This is a genomic window from Qipengyuania sp. ASV99, from assembly GCF_047872805.1.
Taxonomy (GTDB): domain Bacteria; phylum Pseudomonadota; class Alphaproteobacteria; order Sphingomonadales; family Sphingomonadaceae; genus Erythrobacter.
The window spans coordinates 201,823-222,240 of record NZ_JBLQUK010000003.1; the positions used below are offsets into that span (position 1 = coordinate 201,823).

At 61.4% G+C, this 20,418-nt stretch carries 22 protein-coding genes; 14 read left to right on the forward strand and 8 right to left on the reverse strand.

Translation table 11 applies throughout. From position 1 onward, the window contains the following. Positions 1-411 carry a GxxExxY protein gene (locus ACM64M_RS06365; RefSeq protein ID WP_416227829.1) on the forward strand — a complete coding sequence of 137 codons (411 nt, stop codon included), beginning with the start codon at positions 1-3 and terminating at the stop codon, positions 409-411. 44 nt (positions 412-455) lie between these two features. Then, positions 456-1,649, forward strand: a complete 1,194-nt coding sequence (locus ACM64M_RS06370; protein WP_416227830.1) for a carboxynorspermidine decarboxylase — start codon at positions 456-458, stop codon at positions 1,647-1,649. A 9-nt stretch (positions 1,650-1,658) separates the two neighbouring features. Here the strand turns inward: ACM64M_RS06370 and ACM64M_RS06375 are convergent, their stop codons facing one another. Next, positions 1,659-2,618 carry a DUF3137 domain-containing protein gene (locus ACM64M_RS06375; protein WP_416227831.1) on the reverse strand — a complete coding sequence of 320 codons (960 nt, stop codon included), beginning with the start codon at positions 2,616-2,618 and terminating at the stop codon, positions 1,659-1,661. A gap of 65 nt (positions 2,619-2,683) precedes the next feature. Here ACM64M_RS06375 and ACM64M_RS06380 point away from each other — a divergent pair, with 65 nt between their 5' ends. Then, a complete protein-coding gene (locus ACM64M_RS06380; RefSeq protein WP_416227832.1) occupies positions 2,684-3,244 on the forward strand; it encodes a LemA family protein in 561 nt (186 codons plus the stop codon). Positions 3,245-3,427: 183 nt separating this feature from the next. Beyond that, positions 3,428-4,633 (forward strand): type III PLP-dependent enzyme, encoded by a 1,206-nt coding sequence (locus ACM64M_RS06385; RefSeq protein ID WP_416227833.1) that lies wholly within the window; start codon positions 3,428-3,430, stop codon positions 4,631-4,633. Between the two features lie 273 nt (positions 4,634-4,906). Here ACM64M_RS06385 and ACM64M_RS06390 read toward each other — a convergent pair whose 3' ends face one another. The 3 genes from ACM64M_RS06390 to murI all read right to left on the reverse strand — a co-directional run bounded on the left by ACM64M_RS06390 (position 4,907) and on the right by murI (position 7,777). Next, positions 4,907-5,581 carry a nitroreductase gene (locus tag ACM64M_RS06390; protein WP_416227834.1) on the reverse strand — a complete coding sequence of 225 codons (675 nt, stop codon included), beginning with the start codon at positions 5,579-5,581 and terminating at the stop codon, positions 4,907-4,909. Between the two features lie 5 nt (positions 5,582-5,586). Beyond that, a complete protein-coding gene (hemA, locus tag ACM64M_RS06395) occupies positions 5,587-6,807 on the reverse strand; it encodes a 5-aminolevulinate synthase (protein WP_416227835.1) in 1,221 nt (406 codons plus the stop codon). 169 nt (positions 6,808-6,976) lie between these two features. Continuing rightward, complete coding sequence (gene murI, locus ACM64M_RS06400; protein ID WP_416227836.1) at positions 6,977-7,777, reverse strand: glutamate racemase; 801 nt, start codon at positions 7,775-7,777, stop codon at positions 6,977-6,979. A 139-nt stretch (positions 7,778-7,916) separates the two neighbouring features. On the opposite strand from murI, the gene plsY reads away from it, so the two are divergent. From plsY to ACM64M_RS06435, 7 genes are all read left to right on the forward strand, one after another. Continuing rightward, the gene (gene plsY / locus ACM64M_RS06405) at positions 7,917-8,513 is read left to right on the forward strand and encodes a glycerol-3-phosphate 1-O-acyltransferase PlsY (RefSeq protein WP_416227837.1); all 597 of its coding nucleotides are present in this window, start codon (positions 7,917-7,919) and stop codon (positions 8,511-8,513) included. Then, positions 8,510-9,646 carry a DNA-processing protein DprA gene (dprA, locus tag ACM64M_RS06410; RefSeq protein WP_416227838.1) on the forward strand — a complete coding sequence of 379 codons (1,137 nt, stop codon included), beginning with the start codon at positions 8,510-8,512 and terminating at the stop codon, positions 9,644-9,646. Before plsY ends, dprA begins: the two co-directional genes overlap by 4 nt. Before the next feature lie 66 nt (positions 9,647-9,712). Then, the gene (locus tag ACM64M_RS06415) at positions 9,713-10,429 is read left to right on the forward strand and encodes a hypothetical protein (RefSeq protein WP_416227839.1); all 717 of its coding nucleotides are present in this window, start codon (positions 9,713-9,715) and stop codon (positions 10,427-10,429) included. A gap of 73 nt (positions 10,430-10,502) precedes the next feature. Further along, positions 10,503-13,127 (forward strand): type I DNA topoisomerase, encoded by a 2,625-nt coding sequence (gene topA, locus ACM64M_RS06420; protein ID WP_416227840.1) that lies wholly within the window; start codon positions 10,503-10,505, stop codon positions 13,125-13,127. 117 nt (positions 13,128-13,244) lie between these two features. Beyond that, positions 13,245-13,631 carry a hypothetical protein gene (locus ACM64M_RS06425; RefSeq protein WP_416227841.1) on the forward strand — a complete coding sequence of 129 codons (387 nt, stop codon included), beginning with the start codon at positions 13,245-13,247 and terminating at the stop codon, positions 13,629-13,631. A 140-nt stretch (positions 13,632-13,771) separates the two neighbouring features. Beyond that, positions 13,772-14,245: a response regulator gene (locus tag ACM64M_RS06430; protein ID WP_416227842.1), complete on the forward strand. Its 474-nt coding sequence runs from the start codon at positions 13,772-13,774 to the stop codon at positions 14,243-14,245. Positions 14,246-14,293: 48 nt separating this feature from the next. Beyond that, positions 14,294-14,476: a hypothetical protein gene (locus tag ACM64M_RS06435; protein ID WP_416227843.1), complete on the forward strand. Its 183-nt coding sequence runs from the start codon at positions 14,294-14,296 to the stop codon at positions 14,474-14,476. A gap of 170 nt (positions 14,477-14,646) precedes the next feature. On the opposite strand, the gene era is transcribed toward ACM64M_RS06435, so the two are convergent. The 3 genes from era to lepB all read right to left on the reverse strand — a co-directional run bounded on the left by era (position 14,647) and on the right by lepB (position 17,196). After that, positions 14,647-15,543 carry a GTPase Era gene (gene era, locus ACM64M_RS06440; protein WP_416227844.1) on the reverse strand — a complete coding sequence of 299 codons (897 nt, stop codon included), beginning with the start codon at positions 15,541-15,543 and terminating at the stop codon, positions 14,647-14,649. A 109-nt stretch (positions 15,544-15,652) separates the two neighbouring features. After that, positions 15,653-16,345: a ribonuclease III gene (rnc, locus tag ACM64M_RS06445; RefSeq protein WP_416227845.1), complete on the reverse strand. Its 693-nt coding sequence runs from the start codon at positions 16,343-16,345 to the stop codon at positions 15,653-15,655. Then, positions 16,342-17,196, reverse strand: coding sequence for a signal peptidase I (lepB, locus tag ACM64M_RS06450; RefSeq protein ID WP_416227846.1), 855 nt, complete (start codon positions 17,194-17,196; stop codon positions 16,342-16,344). The genes rnc and lepB overlap by 4 nt, the downstream gene beginning before the upstream one ends. 50 nt (positions 17,197-17,246) lie before the next feature. On the opposite strand from lepB, the gene pgi reads away from it, so the two are divergent. Then, positions 17,247-18,788, forward strand: coding sequence for a glucose-6-phosphate isomerase (pgi, locus tag ACM64M_RS06455; RefSeq protein ID WP_416227847.1), 1,542 nt, complete (start codon positions 17,247-17,249; stop codon positions 18,786-18,788). Here the strand turns inward: pgi and ACM64M_RS06460 are convergent. Beyond that, positions 18,785-18,946: a hypothetical protein gene (locus ACM64M_RS06460; protein ID WP_416227848.1), complete on the reverse strand. Its 162-nt coding sequence runs from the start codon at positions 18,944-18,946 to the stop codon at positions 18,785-18,787. The genes pgi and ACM64M_RS06460 overlap by 4 nt on opposite strands. Before the next feature lie 183 nt (positions 18,947-19,129). On the opposite strand from ACM64M_RS06460, the gene ACM64M_RS06465 reads away from it, so the two are divergent. Continuing rightward, a complete protein-coding gene (locus ACM64M_RS06465; protein WP_416227849.1) occupies positions 19,130-19,564 on the forward strand; it encodes a hypothetical protein in 435 nt (144 codons plus the stop codon). Positions 19,565-19,584: 20 nt separating this feature from the next. Further along, positions 19,585-20,382, forward strand: a complete 798-nt coding sequence (locus ACM64M_RS06470) for a hypothetical protein (protein WP_416227850.1) — start codon at positions 19,585-19,587, stop codon at positions 20,380-20,382. The last annotated feature ends 36 nt before the right edge of the window (positions 20,383-20,418 follow it).

Below are 20,418 nucleotides of genomic sequence, written 5' to 3' on the forward strand. Positions count from 1 at the left end.
ATGTTGAACCCTGACGAAATTGAGCGCCTTGCCCGTACAGTTCTGGATTGTGGGTTCCATATCCACAATGACTTGGGTCCTGGTCTGCTGGAATCGGCCTATGAGGCGTTGATGGCCGAGGCACTTCGTCAGGCTGGGTTGAATGTGCGTCGCCAAGTCAACGTGCCGCTGAAATACAATGGCGTTGTCGTAGACAACGCATTCAAGATTGATCTCCTGGTTGAAGAAAGCCTGATCGTCGAATTGAAATCGGTCGAAAAGCTTGCGCCGATCCACGGTAAGCAGCTCTTGACCTATTTGCGGCTCACCGGTCTGCCACTTGGTCTGCTGGTGAATTTTGGGCAGGCGATGTTCAAAGATGGCGTCAGGCGGGTCGTTAATAATCATCGCGGTGGTGGCAGCACCAAATGACCTCTTCGCGTCTTTGCGTGATACAAAACGGAGCAAAGCTCACAATGCAAACCAAAGCCGGTGATCCGGGCGCTTTCGCCCAGTTTGACCTTTCGCGTGTCGACAGCCCCGCCTTCGTTGTGGACGCCGCAAAGATTCGCGCCAATTGTCAATTGCTCGCCGCTATCCGCGATACGGCTGCGGCAGACGGCGCGAATATAAAGGTCTTCGCTGCATTAAAGGCTTTCTCCATGTGGTCGGTCGCGCCGATCATCGGAGAATATCTCGACGGTGTGTCCACCAGCGGCCTGTGGGAAGCGCGCCTCGCTTCGGAGTTCTACGACGGCGAGATCGCCACCTATTCCGCCGCTTACAAGCCGGAGGACCTTGAAGAAGTCTGCCGTCTGTCGGACCACGTGATTTTCAATTCGCCCAGCCAGATGCAGCGCGCGGCGCTGATCCTCGAACACGCGGCGACCACGGGCGGCGATGTGTCGGTGGGCCTTCGCATCAACCCGCAGGTGCCCACCGGAGAGGTAGCGAAATACGATCCCTCCGCGCCGGGATCGCGGCTCGGCTTCCCGCTCGACCAACTGACCGAAGAGCACATGGAAGGGGTGGAGGGCATCCACTTCCACAATCTGTGCGAACAGACCTTCGAACCACTGCAACAGACGTGGGACCGGGTGTTCGACGTGATCGAGCCGTATTTCGGCCAGCTCAAATGGATCAACATGGGCGGCGGTCACCACATCACCCGCGCTGATTACGAACGCGATGAACTGGTGCAATTCCTGAAAGACGCGGCCGAGGACACCGGCGCGGAAATCATACTTGAGCCCGGCGAGGCGGTGGCGCTCGACGCCGGAATTCTGGTGGGCACTCTGCTCGACACGTTCATCAACGAAGTGCCCGTTGGCATCACCGATATCAGCGCGACCTGCCATATGCCCGATGTGCTGGAGGCCCCCTATCGCCCGGCCATGCTGGGCGAACTGTCCGATCCCGACATCATCCCCTTGCGCCTTGGCGGGCCGTCCTGCCTCGCCGGCGACGTGATCGGCGATTACCGCCTGCCGGTGCCCGCCGATCCCGGCGCGCGTTTCGCATTCCTCGATCAGGCGCATTATTCGATGGTCAAAACCAATACTTTCAACGGCGTGCAATTGCCCTCGATTTGGCTGTGGGACAGCGAAACCGACGCGCTCGAATGCATCAAGCGCTTCGATTACGAAGATTTCCGCGACCGGCTGAGTTAGACCTTTGGGCTAACCCCCGCGCAGCACCCGCCCGCGTTCGTTCTGGTTGATCGCCAGCGCGAGGCCCGCCATCGCGCCGAACTGCTCTGCGGCTTCTGCCACCCGCGCGTGATCCTCATCAGCGTTCATTGAACCGCTTTCGAACAAATTTCTGCTTTCCACCGCTAGGATGACCTCTCCGCGCGCGAACAGCGCACGCACCGCCTTGCCGCCAAATGCGCGTTCCAGCGCCAGCAAATGCTCGATATAGGAGGGGTGGATCAGCACCCGCGCCTCAACCTGATCGTCGCTCCACACCTCGAACACATCCTCGAAATCGGGGTGGACCTGATCGACGTAATCGAGCCGGTGGCCGCGAAAGCTGGCATGATCGGCCCGCCCGCCCAGGCCCAGCCATTTCTTGTGCTTGCCTTTGCGCTGAAGCAGGGTGGTCGAATGGAACCTTCGGCCAAATTCCATCCGTATGATGACCCCGCGAAACACCGTGACCCAGCGGCGATTCTTGCCCGATCCGCGCCGCTCTTCCAGATGCGCTTCATACAGTTGGAAGCCGTGCCCTTCGAGCGTGCCGTGCCAGCAATCCTCGAACCCCTCGCGGTCGCTGCCGGGGAGCAGGCCGTAAGTGCGCGCCGCTTCATATTCGGCGCCGGGGGTGACATCGTGGGAATAGGCAATGCCGAAATGCCGCGCGATGGCCGAATTGATGCCGGTCTTGATCGCCTTCTTTGCCTCGGCAATCGGCATATAGCCCCAGGCCGAGACGCCCAGAAACGCAAACGCCGCCAGCACGATCTTGAAATTGCCAAACCACGGCGCAAACCACAGAAACGCCAGCACCGGCAGCGCCGCGATCCCGCCATAGAACCAGCGATTGTGCGCCTTTGCGCGGGCGGCCTCGCGCATGGATTGTTGGCCAGACAGCCAGTTTCCCAGCTCGCCCTCCATCAGACCCTGAATATCCGCGCGCATTCGGCCCCTTTCCCTTAACCGTTTTCCCGCTACTATCATCGTGCCCGGTATAGGAGGGGTGGACAATGGATTTCGTGATCTGGATCGTTCTTGGCGCGGGGGTGCTGGCCGCATTCCTAGTGATCGGCATTTACAACCGGCTTGTCGGGTTAAGGCAGAATGTCCGTCAGGGCACCGCCGATATCGACGCGCAATTGCGCCAGCGGCACGATCTGATCCCCAACCTCGTTGAAACGGTGAAGGGCTATGCCGGGCATGAGGCGACCACGCTGGAGGCGGTGATTGCAGCGCGCAATGCAGCGGCGAAGGGCGATCCCGACAGCGGCAGCGAAAAAGGCCTGCGCCTCGCGCTCGACAATCTGCTGGCTCTGGGGGAGGCCTATCCTGACCTGAAGGCCTCAGCCAATTTTCAGGAATTGCAGCGCGAACTGGCCGATATCGAGGACAAGCTTGCCGCCGCGCGCCGTGCACTGAATGCGGCCGTGGCGCGTTACAACACCGCGCGCGAAAATTTCCCGGCGGTGCTGTTTGCCGGAGCGATCGGTTTTCACCCCGCAGACTTCAACCAGCTTGACGATAGCGAGCGCGGCACGGTCGACCAGGTTCCGCGCGTCGGATTTCAATAATTTCGGAACGATTTCCGCTTGCATACGCTGATCGGGAAATGGCCAAACATGGCGCGCGTTTTTTCGTTTGCGTATTTGCACAAGGTAACTATACGCGCTCTTCCGCTGCCCCAAGGGACATACCGCAAGGCAGCCTCAAAACCGTTTGGTTCTACCAACTAAACCTTCTGGGGGTCCCTTGAGTTGCACATCTATCCTGACGCCAAGGCTGTAGCGCGGGCTCTTCGCCCGGATGAGCCGATTATCCTTAACCGCCCGCATGCTGCGCGGCGGGCCGCCCGTTTCTTTGCCGATCGTTTCCCCGGCAAGGTTCTGTATGCGGTGAAGGCCAATCCTGCGCCCGATCTGATCGCGGTGCTGTGGGGTGCGGGCGTAACCCATTACGACGTCGCCTCGATCGCAGAGGTGCGGCTGGTGCGCGCGGCGCTGCCCGATGCCACGCTGTGTTTCATGCACCCGATCAAGACGCCCAGTGCTATCCGCGAAGCCTATTTTCAGCACGGTGTAAAAACCTTCAGCCTCGATTCGGTCGAGGAATTGGAGAAGATCGTCGATGCCTGCCGCGATCCTGAAACCGGCGAACCGGCTAGCGACCTGCGCCTGTGCGTGCGGCTGCGCGTGTCGTCCGAATATTCGGAGCTGTCGCTGGCGAGCAAATTCGGCTGCGACCTGACCGAGGCGCCGCTGCTGCTCCAGCAGACCCGCCAGCATTGCGACTGGCTGGGCATTTGTTTTCACGTCGGCAGCCAGGCGATGAGCCCGTTTGCCTTTGTGCAAGCGCTCGACCGCACCCGCGCCGCCATTGCCGAGGCTTCGGTGGTGATCGATATGATCGATGTCGGCGGGGGCTTCCCCTCGATCTATCCGGGCATGGAGCCGCCGCCGCTCGAAGATTACTTTGCCATCATCCACCAGCACTTTTACGCTCTGCCGATTGCCTATAACGCCGAGCTTTGGTGCGAGCCGGGCCGTGCGCTGTGCGCCGAATATTCGAGCATGATCGTCAAGGTCGAAAAGCGCCGCGGGAATGAGCTTTACATCAACGACGGTGCCTATGGCGCGCTGTATGATGCGGCGCATGTCGCATGGCGGTTCCCCGTGGAGGCGCTGGAAGACGATCTGCGCGATGCCAAGGAAGACTTCGCCTTTTACGGCCCGACCTGCGACGATGCCGATTACATGGCCGGCCCGTTTGCGCTGCCCGGCGACATTCAGGCCGGCGATTTCATCGAGATCGGGATGCTTGGTGCCTATGGCGCGGCGATGAAGACCGGTTTCAACGGCTTTGGCGATGCGCGGGTTGTGGTGGTCGAAGACGAACCAATGCTGAGCCTTTTCAACGGCACCCGCGTGCGCGAAGCCAGCAACAATGTGGTGAGTTTGCGTTAATTTGGCGCGCCCCGCTTTGGTGGTGGGGGCGGAATTTAAGCGCCTTGTCATCCAGATTTGACGTTCGAGTCTTGACGCCAAAACCGCACTTTATCGTCCTCCCAGCGAAAGCTGGGATCTCAAGCGGCAAACTCTGCGCCTTGCTGCCCCAGGGCCCCAGCTTTCGCTGGGGTGACGGCAAAGGCGGAGTGGCTGTTCCGCATCTAATCACGGTCGCAAAATTCTAAAGAGACAATTCCAAAACGCTGACCTCTGATAATAAGCCTATCCGCCCTAATCAAACCCCACAAACCGCGCGGCTTCTTCCACTGGCTTGCGTTCGCTCACCACGGCGTTGGCGGGAAAATTCGGGTCGGGCCAGCCTAGCGCTACCGCTTTCATGATCACCTGATCGTCGGGAATCCCGGCATGTTCGCGCACCACCGGGCTTTGCATGATGCCTTGGGAATTGATCACGCAGCCGAGCCCGCGCGACCATGCGGCGTTGACCAGCGCCGTCGTGGCCGCGCCGCAATCAAACGCAGTGTCGTCGCTGCCTGATAATTCGCGGTCATAGGTGACGATCACGCAGACTGGCGCGTCGAATTGGCGGAACCCGCGCAGCACCCAATCCTGCCGCGCGTCCTTGTCGTCGCGTTCGATGCCCATGGCGCTGAAAAGCTGCTTGGCAACGCCGATCTGGCGTTCGCGGTGGACGCCTGCGAACGGCTCGCCCCGGCGAAATTCGCGGCTGTCGGGCTCGCCGGCCAGAATCCGTTCGGTGTTGCCGCGCCGGATACGGTCGAGCGGCTCGCCAGTTATGACATGGAAATGCCACGGCTGGGTGTTCATCGAAGTGGGCGAGCGCATCGCCAGCGCCAGCACCTCCTCAATCAGCGTGCGCGGCACCGGCTTGTCGAGATAGCCGCGAATGCTGCGGCGACCGAGGATGACATCATCGAAATTCATCGCGCTCACGCCGCCTCTGCCAGTTCCAGTTTCAGCCGGTCCCAGATTTCCACCAGCGCCTGTGTCAGTTCGGTCATCATCGGCTCGGTGTGGTGCGGGCCGGGGGTGAAGCGCAGGCGTTCTGTCCCGCGCGGCACAGTGGGGAAGTTGATTGGCTGCACATAGACACCGTATTCGGCGAGCAGGATGTCGCTGATCTTCTTCGCGCGCACCGGATCGCCAACCATCAGCGGGACGATGTGGGTGGTGCTGTCCATCACCGGCAGACCGGCTTCGGCAAATTTCAGCTTGAGCGTGGCGGCGGCCTGTTGCTGCGCGTTACGTTCCGCATTGGATTGTTTGAGGTGCCGCACCGATGCCAGCACGCCCGCGACCAGCACGGGCGACAGCGAGGTCGTGAATATGAATCCCGGCGCATAGCTGCGGATGCAATCGACCACCTTGGTGCTCGCCGCGATATAGCCGCCCATGACGCCGAACGCCTTGCCCAGAGTGCCTTCGATAATGTCGATGCGGTGCGCGGCGTTGTCGCGTTCCGAAATGCCGCCGCCGCGCGCGCCGTACATGCCGACCGCGTGGACTTCATCGATATAGGTCAGCGCGTTGTATTTCTCGGCCAGGTCGCAGATCGCGTGGATTGGGGCGACGTCGCCGTCCATCGAATAGACGCTTTCAAACGCGATCAGTTTGGGCGTGTTCGGGTCCTCTTCGGCGAGCAATTGTTCGAGGTGGCGCACGTCATTGTGGCGGAACACCCGCTTTTCGCAGCCCGAATTGCGGATCCCTGCGATCATGCTGGCGTGGTTGAGTTCGTCGGAGAAGATCACGCAGCCAGGCAGCAATTTCGCCAGCGTCGACAGTGTTGCATCGTTGGAGACATAGCCCGAGGTGAACAGCAGCGCGGTTTCCTTGCCGTGCAGGTCTGCAAGCTCCTGTTCCAACTCGACGTGGAAATGGGTGTTGCCGCCGATGTTGCGCGTGCCGCCTGATCCCGCGCCGACATCGTGCAGCGCGGCCTCCATCGCGCTGATGACGACTTCGTGCTGACCCATGGCGAGATAATCGTTGGAACACCACACGGTGATCGGTTTCGGGCCATTGTGCCCGTGGAAACAGCGCGCGTTGGGATAGGCACCCTTGTTGCGCATGATGTCGATGAAGACGCGGTAGCGCCCTTCTTCGTGGAGGCGGTCAATCGCGGCGTCGAAAATTTGGTCGTAATTCACTTGTCTCACGCTCTCGCAGTGTCGGACGGCCCGTTTGGCAGGCTCTTCACGTCCAAATTTCCAACAATACAGGCCATACAACCCCCTGATGGCCCCTTGGTTTCAGAGGGCTGCGTTTTAGCAAGTGCGGCGCGGTTGAAAACCACGATCTTTGCGAATGATTTGCAGATTAGAACAATTCGGGCACGCCGAAACCCCGGCTGCTGAGCGCCTGTTCAAGTCCGTGGGCTGCCTCGATCGGTCCGGTGATGACAAATCGGTCGGCCCGGTCTTTCGCCATGGCTTGACCCTGCGTCAGCTCGGCAATCCGGGCGGCGATCCCCTTTGCCCCGTCGATCAACGCGACATCGGGTCCAAAGGCCGCCGCCAATTCTTCGGCCAGCAACGGGAAATGGGTGCAGGCAAGCACCAAAGTGTCGATTTCGTCGCCGCCGGGCATCGCGCGCAGCCGCTCTGCCGCCTCAGCGATGGCGGATGTGTCATAGGGCTTACCGCGCAGCTTTGCCTCGGCGCAGCGCACCAGACCCGGGGCCGCGATCCGCAGCAGGCGATTGCCGTTCGCAAAGCGGGCTTCCAGATCGTCAATATAGGCCTGCCGGACGGTGGCCTGTGTGCCGATCAGGCCAATCGCGCCGCTGCGGGTCAAGCCGGCGGCGGGTTTGATCGCGGGGACTGTGCCGACAATCGGGATTTCGAGCACTTCGCGCACCATGCCCAGCGCAATTGTGCTGGCGGTGTTGCAGGCGATGCAGGCGAGGCGCGGGGCGAAGCGTTCGCTCATCCGGCCAAGCAATCCGGCGACCCGCGCGGCGACTTCTGCCTCTGATTTGGTGCCATAGGGCAGACCAGCGAAATCGGCTGCATAGATGATCGGCGCATCAGGCAAGGCAGCACGCAGCGCATCGTAAACGGTCAGCCCGCCGACACCGGAATCGAACAACAGGATGGGAGAGAGAGCCTGGGCCGACAAAAATAACTCCATTCGGGCTGAGCCCTTCGAAAGGCTCAGGACATGCTTGTCGAAGCCCTGTCCTTTTCTTTTCTTACCAAGCCCCTAGAAGAAAGTGCAGCCCTTAGACAAGCTTGGGGCGACCGGATGAGAGAGATTAGTGGAACCAATTCTTGCAGCCTTGATCGGATATGTGTCCGGCTCCATCCCGTTTGGCCTGCTGCTGACCCGCGCGGCCGGGCTGGGCGATGTGCGCAATATCGGCAGCGGCAATATCGGTGCGACCAATGTCCTGCGCACCGGGAACAAGGGGTTGGCGGCGGGGACGTTGCTGCTCGATCTGCTCAAGGGGCTGGCACCTGTCATCGCCGCCGGGATGATCTGGGCGGGGGACATCAGCGACGTGGCAAAGGCGTTTGCGGCGGGCGGCGCGGTGATCGGGCATTGCTATCCCGTCTGGCTCGGCTTCAAGGGCGGGAAGGGTGTCGCCACCAATGCCGGAGTGTCGTTTGGCCTCGCCTGGCCCATCGGGCTGGCCTACGCGCTGATCTGGCTTTCGATGCTTGGCATTTTCCGCATTTCCAGCCTCGCCGGGATGAGCGCGGTTGTCGCTGCCGCAGCAGCCTCGGCGCTGTTCGGCTATCCGCAGTTTTTCCCGGTGCTTGCGGCGATTGCGGGGCTGATAATCTACCTTCACCGCGCCAATATTGCCCGCCTGATGAAGGGTGAGGAACCGAAAATCGGCGGCAAGAAGTGAGCGGAACCCCCGCGCTGACCCAAGCTGAGGCCTTCGCGCGCATCCGCTTGCTGCGTTCGCCCAATATCGGCCCAGTCAGCTATCGCCAATTGCTCGCCCGGTTCGGCAGCGCGGCGGCGGCGATCGAGGCGCTGCCCGACCTCGCCAGCCGGGGCAAGGTGCCCTATCGCCCAGCGCCCGCCGACCGGATCGAACGCGAAATCGAAGGGGTACGCGGCGCCGGTGCGCGCTATCTGTTTCACGATCAGGCCGATTATTCCGCGTTGCTCGACGCAATCGACAGCGCGCCGCCGATCATCACCTGCAAGGGGCGGCTGGAACTGGCTTCGGCCCCCTGCGCGGCGATGGTCGGCGCGCGCAATGCCTCGGCTGCGGCGATCAAGCTGGCGCGCGATTTTGCCGCGGCGTTGGCTAATGCGGGCTTCACGATTGTCAGTGGCCTCGCGCGCGGGATCGACGGGGCCGCGCATGAAGCGGCGCTCGCTGCGCGGGCTGGCGGCACCATCGGAGTGATCGCCAGCGGGATCGACATTGCCTATCCGCCGCAGCACGCCGCCTTGCAGGACCGCATCGCGGCAGAGGGTCTGCTGATCGCCGAACAGCCGCCGGGGACCGAGCCGCGCGGGCGGCATTTCCCCAGCCGCAACCGCATCATTGCCGGATTGGCCAATGGCACTCTGGTGGTGGAGGCAGCGCTGCAATCGGGCAGCCTTATCACCGCGCGGCTGGCGGGGGAGGCGGGGCGCGAGGTGATGGCGATCCCCGGTTCTCCGCTCGATGCCCGCTCGCATGGCTGCAATCAATTGATCCGCGACGGCGCGGTGCTCGTCAGCTCGCCTGAGGATGTGATGGAATTGCTACAAGATTTCACCGGCGCACCGCGTTCCACCTATCGGCTGGGCGAAGACGCTGCGCTTTACGATTACAGCGAACTGGAAAGCGCCGACCCGCACGCAGGCGCAGCCGCGATTGCGGGACTTTTATCCGCTGCGCCGATTGCGGTCGATGAATTGATCCGCCAATCCGGCGCGAGCGGGGCGGCGGTGCAAATGGCGCTGCTCGAACTGGAATTGAGCGGTGAGCTGGAACGGCATGGCGGCGGGTTGGTGAGTTTGACGGGCATCGGTCCTTGACCTGATCGGAGCCTGAAGGGCAAGGGACCGGGGCCACAGCGCAGATTATTAAGGGGTAAAGCGCCAATGAATGACCGAGTGAGCCTTTCCAGCCTGCTATCTGCGACTTCGGACCAGTTTCAGGAGCATGGCCGAATTGTCGCTGTGTATCTGGCGCTGATGATCCCGCTGGGTGCGCTGTCGCAATATTTCGATGGGCAGGGTGCAGACAACGGCGATCTGTTTAATTTCGGGTTGATGATCGATCAGGCGCTGATCGATCAGGGCGCATTGGCGGTGGTCGTGGTTCTGGGCGTGTTCGTGATCGGATTGCTGGCGCATTACTGGCTCTATGCCGCGATGACGAAACGGACGGACTCGCCCGGTTTCGGGCGGTTCTGGCCCTATCTTGGCATTTACATATTGGGTTCGCTGGCGATTGGTTTCGGGCTGGTCCTCATCATCGTGCCAGGCGTCATTCTGGCCATTCGCTGGACGCCGTTGCTCGCGGTGGTGATTGACCGCGATGACCGGGCAATGGATTCCTTTGGCGATAGCTGGGACATGACGCGCGGGCATGGCTGGTCGTTGTTCGGGGCGGTGCTGATCCTGCTGATCGCGTTGATCGCGGTGGGCGCGGTGGTTGGGGGTATGACCGTTGTGCTGGGTGAAGGCAGCATCGCTTCTAGCGTTCTGGCCGCCGCGGTCGAAGCGGCCGGATCAGTGGTCTACGCGGCCTTTGCGGTCGGAGCATACCGCCTGATGCGCGACGACCGAGAGCAACTGGCCGAGGTGTTTGAATGACCACTTGACGGGCATCTAAAACCCGCCCCACTCTCGCGCGCATACACACGTGTAAGGATTTCAGACCTCTCTCATGCAGCTTGTCATCGTTGAATCGCCGGCCAAGGCGAAGACTATCGAGAAATATCTCGGCGCGGATTTCAAGGTTCTCGCCAGCTATGGCCACGTCCGCGATCTGCCGCCCAAGGATGGCAGCGTGCGCCCGGATGAAGATTTTGCGATGGATTGGGAACTTTACCGGGACAAACAGAGCCGGTTCAAGGAAATCGCCGATGCGGCCAAGGGGGCATCGCGGCTGGTGCTGGCGACCGACCCTGACCGCGAGGGTGAGGCGATCAGCTGGCATGTCCGCGAGCTGCTGAAAAAGCGCAAGGCGCTGCCGACCAAGGTTGACCGTGTGACCTTCAACGCGATCACGAAGCAGGCCGTGACCGAGGCAATGAAGAGCCCGCGCGAGCTCGATCAGCCGCTGATCGATGCCTATCTGGGTCGCCGCGCGCTCGATTATCTGTTCGGCTTTACCTTGTCTCCGGTGCTGTGGCGCAAACTGCCCGGGGCGAAATCGGCGGGCCGGGTGCAATCGGTGGCGCTGCGGCTGATCGTTGACCGCGAGCGCGAGATCGAGGCGTTTCGCGCGGATGAATATTGGTCGGTGCTCGCGCGGCTGGAGCATGACGGGACCGCGTTCGATGCGCGGCTGGTGCGGTTTAGGGGCGAGAAGCTGGAGAAGCTCTCGCTCGGCCATGAAGGCATCGCGCTGGAGGCGAAAGCCGCCGTCGAAGCCGGGCGCTTTACCGTCGAGGGGGTTGAGACCAAGCCGCTCAAACGCAATCCCTCGCCGCCGTTCACCACTTCGACCCTGCAACAAGAGGCCGCGCGCAAGCTTGGCTTTTCTGCCAGCCACACGATGCGCTGCGCACAGTCGCTGTATGAAGCGGGCGCGATCACTTATATGCGGACGGACGGCGTGCAGATGGACATGAGCGCGATATTGGCCGCGCGTGACGCCATCGAAGAACGCTTTGCCAAGGAATATCGCCCGGAAAAGCCGCGCTTCTACAGCACCAAGGCGAAGAATGCTCAGGAAGCGCATGAAGCGATCCGTCCGACCAATTTCAGCAAGGATGGCGCAGGGTCGGGCGACGAGGCAAAGCTGTATTCGCTGATTTTCAAACGCGCGATGGCCAGCCAGATGTCCGCCGCGCAGCTGGAACGCACCACCGTCACCCTGCGCGATGCGACCGGCCAGCATGAATTGCGCGCGACCGGGCAGGTAATCAAATTCCCCGGCTTCCTCGCGGTCTATCAGGAAGGCTTCGACGACAATTCGGACGGCGGGGACGACGACGAAGGCGGCCTGTTGCCGATGATCCGGCAGGGCGACGTTCCGGCCAAGACCGGGGTTGAGGCGAACCAGCATTTCACCCAGCCGCCGCCGCGCTTTTCCGAGGCCAGCCTGGTCAAACGGCTGGAGGAACTCGGCATCGGGCGCCCATCGACCTATGCTTCGACCATCCAGACCCTGCGCGACCGCGACTATGTGCGGATGGAGAAAAACCGTTTCTTCGCAGAGGAAAGCGGACGACTGTTGACCGCTTTTCTCGAACGGTTCTTCCCCACCTATGTCGCCTATGATTTCACCGCCGGGATGGAAGATGAACTCGACGTGGTGTCCGATGGGCGCGAGGATTATAAAGCGCTGCTCGCCAAATTCTGGCACGATTTCAAGCCCAAGGCCGATGAGGTCATGGAAAAACTGCCCTCCGAAGTGACCGAAGCGCTTGATGAATATCTCTCCGACTTCCTGTTTCCAGCGCGCGAGGATGGCAAGGACGCGCGCCACTGCCCGCTGTGCGACAGCGAAGGGCGCGAAGGCGGGAGATTGAGCCTGCGCGGCGGCAAATTCGGCGCCTTCGTCGCGTGTCAGAACTATCCCGAATGCAAATTCACCCGCCGCTTTGCGCAGCCGGGCGGGGACGGAGAGGATGGCGGCGAAGACGGTATTCTGGGCCAGCACCCCGAGACCGGCGCGGACATCCACCGCAAGACCGGGCGCTTTGGCCCCTATGTCGAAATGGCTGATGGCGAGACGAAAAAACGCGCGAGCATCCCCAAGGATATTGATGATTTCGGGGTCGAATGGGCGGCGAAACTGCTTGATCTGCCGCGCATCATCGGCGCGCATCCTGAAACCGGTCTGGAGATCGAGGCTGCCATCGGACGCTATGGCCCATACCTGCGCCACGATGGCAAATATGCCAAGCTGACCAGCACGATTGACGTGTTCGACACCGGCATGAACGCAGCGGTCGCTCTGCTGGCGGAGGCCGCCAATCGCAAAGGCGGCACGCGCGGCAAGGCCGAACCGATAAAGGTGCTGGGCGAACACCCGACCAGCGGCGGCGAGATCAAGGTGATGCCGGGCCGCTATGGCCCCTATGTCACCGATGGCACGACCAATGCGACTTTGCCCAAAGACGTAAAGCCAGAGGATATCGAAGCGGCGCAGGCCATCGAATTGATCGATGCGCGTGCAGCCAAGGGTCCGCCCAAGAAGAAGGGCCGCAAAGCCGCGCCCAAGAAAAAGGCTCCCACAAAAAAGGCTCCAGCGAAAAAGACGACGGCTAAGAAGGCTCCCGCGAAGAAGGCTGCGACCGGCAAAAGCGCGGCAAAATCAGCGACTAGCTCAGCCGCATAGAGCGTCACCGCCTCAATCCTGCAAGAATCCCGCGCAATCCGGGCTAGCGCCGCTGCGGCGTTGGTAAATCATTTAGTATTGTCCCCTATCTCTGCGCAAAGACCGGGGACAAATGCTGTGATTGAAATCGAAGTCCAGAACGAGACTCATCAGACGCAGGAGCGGATTCGCTTTGCCGCTGTGCCGCGCATTGGCGAAGGCATCCGCCTGCGCGCGCCCGGAGGCATTTGGGCGAGTTATGACGTGATCGACGTATGGTACCAAAAAGTCGAATATGGCGACATCTGGATGCCCTATCTGCATATTCGCCTGACCCCGGGCGAAGCGGCAGGCGATACCGGAGCGGAAGCCGAACAGCCAAAAATGGACCCGCTGGAACACGACTACGCCCCCCAATATCGTGATGATTATGACCCCGAATATGGGCACGATTACGAGGAAGAATTTCAGCGCGAAGGCCGCTTCGCCTCGCTCGCAGGGGAGGCCGAGCCATTCAAAATCTGATCAAACGCACCACCGGCGCGCATAAACGGGCGCAAGGTCTGGAAGGCAAGACGCTGGTCGAAAAGCTTGCGAATGCGCGGCCGCAGGGCAGTGCACGTGATGATGCACCAGATGGAACGCCGATCGCTACGCCACAGGACGTGCGCGAGGCGCTTGGCGTAGGGTCGTCGGAACACGACATCGACGCGATCGTGCGCGCGGCAAAGGCCATGCGCGATGGCACCGCGCCGCAGTCGCAAGTGCAGCAGGCCAACATCTGTCTGATCGTCGATGACAGCCGCGTGATCCGCAAGGTTTCGAGCAAGATCGCCAAGAGCCTCGGCTATATTCCGGTCGAGGCACAGGACGGCGAAGAGGCGCTGGCGCGCTGCAAACAGGCAATGCCGCGATTGGTGCTGACCGATTGGAACATGCCCGAAATGGACGGCATCGAATTCGTCAAACGCCTGCGCGCCATCCCGACCCCCAAACCGCCGGTGGTGGTGTTCTGCACCTCCAACGGCGCGGCCACGGACATCCACCAAGGCATCGCGGCAGGGGCGGATGATTACATCGTGAAACCGTTTGATGAAGCGGCGCTCAAGGCAAAGCTGGAGAAGCTGGGGCGAGGGTAAACCGCTCCCTATCGCCAAACCGCGCCGGACCCGTTAGGGCGCGCGGCCATGGCCAAGGAAACCTTTGAACGACACAAACAGCCGTGGAACGCCGACGAGGCGGCCAAGCTGCGCCTGCTTGCCTCCAAAGGGCAAGGCCTGAAACAAATCGCAAAAGCGCTGGGCCGCAGCGAGGATTCGGCCAAGACCTTTGCCAAACAGCAGAAAATTGCGATTGCGAAGAAGCGGTAGGAGGCGGCTGCCTCCCCCGTCCTCCCAGCGAAGGCTGCGAAACATTCAGCCACTCTATCGTCGCCCCGGGTCAAGCCCGGCAAGATGTGAAGACTTAAACTATTGCGTATCCGTTTCGTCGGCTACGGTCACCGCAATGGGCGCAACTTGGCACCAGGATGACGTCACCATCACCGCACCCAGTCCAGCCCCATTTCCTCGAACACTTCCTTGTCCTCGCTCCAGCCTTCCGACACTTTCACGTGAAGGAACAGGTGGACCTTGACGCCCAGAATCTCCGCCAGTTCGGCGCGCGCGGCCTCGCCGATGGCTTTGATCTTGGCCCCGCCTTTGCCCAGAACGATGGGTTTTTGGCTGTCGCGGGCGATCACGATCTGTTGGCGCACCTCGACGCTGCCATCGGGGCGCACGGTGTAGCTTTCCGGGCGCACGGCGGCGTCATAGGGCAGTTCCTCGTGCAATTGCGCGTAAAGCTGTTCGCGAGTGATCTCGGCGGCTAGTAGGCGCTCTGAGGCGTCCGACACTTGATCTTCGGGATACATCCATTCGCCGGCGGGCATCATCGCGGCCAGTGCATCTTTCATTTCGGCCACGCCATCGCCGGTCAGTGCGGAGACGAAGAACACCTCTTCGAACGCCATGCGCGCGCCGATTTCCTGCGCCAGTGCCAGCAGCGGTTCCTTCTTGGCGCGGTCAACCTTGTTCAGCACGAGGATCTTGCGCTCGGGGCGGTTTTCCAATGATGCGAGCAGCGGCTCCAATTCGTGCCGCCGCTGCTTGATCGGATCGACGATCAGCAGGATTGCATCGGCGCTGTCCGCGCCCTCCCATGCGGCGCTGACCATCGCGCGGTCCAGCCGCCGCTTGGGCGCGAATATGCCGGGCGTGTCGACCAGCACCATCTGCACCGGACCGTGCAGGGCAATACCCAGCATTCGCGCGCGGGTGGTCTGCGCCTTGGCCGAAGTGATCGCGACCTTCTGCCCGACAAGTTGATTGACCAGTGTCGATTTGCCCGCATTGGGCGCGCCGATGACGGCCACCATGCCGCATTTTTGTTGGGTCATTGCATGACTTCCTCGCCGCGCTTCCACTGCTGCGCGGCGGAGCGGCTGCGGGCGGCCACTTGGCCTAGCGAAGCCTCGCGGCTTCGTCCCTTTGTATTGCTATACTTCGTCAACCGAATTCCTCCAGAAATGCCTTTGCGGCGAGCTTTTCTGCCTCGCCCTTGCTGCTGGCGATGGCTTGGGCCGCGCCGACATTGTGGATGCTGACCTCGACGGTAAAGCGCGCCGCGTGGTCGGGACCGCTGCGTTCGACCACGGAATAATGCGGCATCGCCCGGCGATTGCCCGCTGCCCATTCCTGCAGCGCGCTTTTGGGATGTTTCGACTTGCCTGCATCGCCGCCAAGCTCGCTTTCCCAGAGGCGGTAGATCGTTTCGCGGGCCACATCATAGCCGTTTTCGACAAAGCACGCCCCGATCAGCGATTCCATCACATCGCCCAGAATGTTGTCGCTATCCGCGCCGCCATCCTCGCGCGCCTGCTTGCCCAGCCGGATATGCGCGCCTGCGCCAATGGCGCGGGCGATGCGCGCGCAGGTTGCCCCGCTGACCAATGCATTAAGCCGCTGCGACAGCTGGCCTTCGTGGTTATCGCTGGCGCGGTAGAGCCAGCTCGCCACCGACAGACCCAGCACCCGGTCACCCAGAAATTCGAGCCGCTGATAATCTGGCTCTGGCGCGGCACCCAGCAGGCCGGAGTTAAAGCTGCCATGGGTCAAGGCTTCGACCCACACGCTGTCGTTGCACACGGCGAAACCGGTCGCGGTGAGCCATTCGCGCGTTTCGGGGGAAAGCTCGCTCATATCGTGCGCCCAATCCGGCCCCAGCGGGCGGCGGAAAACCATGTCCAAGGCTTGACCCACTCGGCGCTGCCATCGGTGGACCAGATGATGATGCTGGCCTCGCCCACGAGGTTTTCCTGCGGCACGATCCCCACTGCATCGCCGCGCCGTGCCTCAAATCGGCTGTCGCGCGAATTGTCGCGGTTGTCGCCCAGTACGAACAAATGCCCTTCGGGAATGATCTTGGGCGGGTAAGAGTCTGCGGGGACATTGCCAAAATCGAGCACGTCATAGCTGCGCCCGCCCGGCAGCGTTTCGCGGAACCGTTTGTAGCGGCAGACCGCCGCGCCGCCCGCGCCATCGGCTTCGTCTCCGCCCCAGGCACAGGGTGTGTTGAGCGACATCGGAATGTCGAAATCCGGCAATGCCTCGCGCGGGACGAGTTCGCCATTGAGAAGGATCTGTCCATCGACCAGCGCCACGCTGTCACCCGGCAGGCCGATCACCCGCTTGATGTAATCGGTGCGGTCAATCGGATGTTTGAAAATCACCACATCGCCGCGTTCGGGCTGGCTTGCGAAAATGCGCCCCGGTATCAATGGAGCGTTGAAGGGTAGCGAATTGTTCGAATAGCCATAGGACCATTTGGCCGCGAGCAGGTAATCGTCGTTCCACAGCCGCGGCAGCATACTTTCGGAGGGAATCGAAAACGGCGCAAACACCAGACTGCGGAACAACAGCACCGCGATCAGCAGCTTGGCAAGGAACCACAGGAAGCTGCCAAGGCTTTCCTTTTTCACCACCTCATCCTGCGGCGGAGCAATTTCGGGGGACGCCGCCGCAGCGGGGGAAGATTGGCTCTTAACATTCATCACCGCTCCCCTTACTCGCGCTCCCACGTCACGCAAAGAGAGTTTGCTTCATGACCAATCAGACTAATCGTAAAGCAGCATGGGACCGTTTGGCCGAATTGCCTCGGCGAACCCTTGCTGACCTGTTTGCAGGCGATCCAGACCGCGTTGCCAAGTTCAGCCAGCGGATCGAAGCGGATCTGGGAGAGCTTGGGCAGGTCGGGATGCTGCTTGATTGGTCAAAGACGCATCTGGACGATGACCTGCTCGCCGCATTTGAGGAATTGGCCGAGGCAGCGGGCTTTGCCGCCGCGCGCGAAGCCCTGTTCGGCGGCGGAATCGTCAATCCGACCGAGGGGCGCGCCGCCACCCACGGGGCGATGCGCGGCAGCGGCACAGACGCCGATGTCGAGGAAGCTGAAGCGCTTCTGGCGCGGATGGGATTGCTGGTCGAGGCCGTTCATGCCGGAGCATTGGGCGAGATCAATCATCTGATCCATATCGGGATCGGCGGATCGGCGCTGGGCCCGGCGCTGGCGATTGACGCACTGACCCGCGATCTGAAACTGGTCGATGTGCATGTCGTGTCGAACATCGATGGGCTGGCGCTGGAACAGGCGTTTGCTGCATGTGACCCGCAGACGACGCTGATTGCGGTCGCGTCCAAGACCTTTACCACGACCGAAACGATGACCAACGCGGCCAGCGCGCTGAAATGGCTGGGCGAAAACGGGGTGGACGATCCCAGCGGGCGGCTGATCGCGCTGACCGCCAATCCCACTGGCGCGGTCGAATGGGGCGTCGATGAAACGCGCATACTGCCGTTCCCCGAAAGCGTCGGCGGGCGCTATTCGCTGTGGTCGAGCATCGGATTTCCGGTCGCGCTGGCGGTGGGGATGCAGGATTTCCGCGCGATGCTGGCCGGGGCGCAGGTCATCGACACACATTTCCGTGAGGCAGAGGGACGCGCCAATTCGCCGCTGCTCGCGGCGTTTGGCGATCTCTATTACACGCGGCTGCGCGGCTGTCAGACTCGCGCGGTGTTCGCCTATGACGAAAGGCTGGGGCTGCTTCCCGATTATCTTCAGCAGCTGGAGATGGAATCCAATGGCAAGCGGGCCAGCACCGATGGCCATAGGGTCGATCAGCCGACCGCGCCGGTCACCTGGGGCGGGGTGGGGACCGATGCGCAGCATGCGGTGTTCCAGCTGCTGCATCAGGGCACACATCTGATCCCGGTCGATTTCATCGCCAGCATCGCACCCGGCGATGATTTGGACCCGGCGCATCACCGCAATCTGCTGATGAATTGTCTGGCACAAGGCGCGGCGCTGATGGCGGGCAAGGCTTCGGACGACCTTGCGCGGGATTACCCGGGGGACCGGCCATCGGCGATGTTCCTGATTGATGATCTGGACGCGGCCACCTTTGGCGCGCTGATTGCGTTCCATGAACACCGGACCTTTGCCAATGCGGTGATGATGGGGATCAACCCCTTTGACCAGTTCGGGGTGGAGCTGGGCAAGGCCATGGCCAAGTCCATCGGCAGCGGCGAGGGGGAGTTCGACCCCAGCACCGCAGTGCTGATGCAGGCGGCGGGTTTGCGCGGCTAGAGCGGCTTCCGACCATTCTGACCCACTGCGGCGGCGGCGAAGCTAGAAATATCGACATATTCCCGCGCTTCGCCTTCTTGCAGAGGGCCAAAATCGGCTTCGTCGAGATGGGTCAGAATGGTCGGAAACCGCTCTAAACATCGAGGTGATTCTTTCACCCCAACCGCTCCGATCATGAACAAAACGCGCGGCTCGCTAGGTCTGTTGCTTGCGAGGGTGGATATTCGCACGCATGTTTCGCCGCAACGCAGCATTCATATCGCATTTGCACTTTATTAAATTTTCAGTAATTTCACAGGCCTGTCGCATTCCTCACGTGTTCCCAAAAAGGCCCCCAATTCATGGTTCGCAAGCTTTCGCAATATGCTGCCGCCGCCACGCTTGTTCTGACGCCAGCGGTGATGGCGAAGGCCGATGGTGCCGGGGAGATGGCACCGCCTGCGCCGTCCAAATCGGAAACGTCGGAAGCGCAAGACACTGCAACGCCTGTGCGGTTGGTATCATGGGACGGCGATTTTGAATTCATGAAGGAATCGCGCCGGATGCGGATCTGGCGTTCGCATGTTGCCTATAATCTCACTGTTGATGCAGAAGGCGATGTTACCGATTGCGAGCTTACGGAAAGCTTCCGGCTTAAAAGCGTGTCCGAACGCCTTTGCGATATTCTGTCCGAACATCACGAGTTTGAACCGGCACAGAACGCGGAGGGTGAACCGGTCGAAGGCAGCTATTCCGCGCGGATAGCCTATGCGGATGTGCGCGAACGGCTGGAATAGTCGGGCTTTGGGGGGATTGAATGCGGTCCTTTAGCGGATTTCTGGCAATCGCAGTCGCTTTTGCGGCGCTGCTGATCCAGCGCCCCGCTCTGGCCCAGAGCCCAGAGGGTTGGCGAACCGCGACCGGCGATAATTATTGCGATATCTCGTTTCATCGTGACCCAACGATGATTTTCATGATCCGTGACTTTGGCGGCGCGGAATACTCGCTCTCGGGCGAGGCGCTGCGGATGGCCAGAACGGGCCGGAGTGTATCGGGCGACATTCGTATCATCGCTGGGTCAGGCGAAATGCTGCTTTTCGGCAGCGAGGAAGCGATGCGCGAACAGGCGCAGGCAACGCGCAAATATCCCATTGATCTATTCCTTACGGCGCTTGGTGACGCCGATGAATTCACCCTCCAGACCGAAGCAGGCGCAGAGCAGATCCCGCTCGCCGGTTTCGCGGCAGCCGCAGAGGAATTCAATCGGTGCAGTGCAGATAGGGCAGGGTTGCGCGGGCCTAGGGCGCCGATTTTGACTGCTTTTGATGGCATGCAGCAACTTCGCGCGGAGGCATCGCGCCAGCGGCTGCTATCGGGCACGCTTGGCTATATTCTGACAATCGACGCCCAGGGCAAACCGACCGATTGCGAACTCACCCGCAAGTTTCGCCGGCGGGCAACGGAAATTGCGTTGTGCCGACCATTGCTGGAAACCACGACCTTCGAGCCCGCGCTGGATGCAGAGGCCAATCGGATCGCGGGCGTTTTCGAAATGGAGATCAATTTCGACATGTGGATGACCCCGCAAGGCTATCTTGAGGCGGAGGATCGTTAGTCAATCATCACAGGTAGACGCTGGAAGCACTGGCCA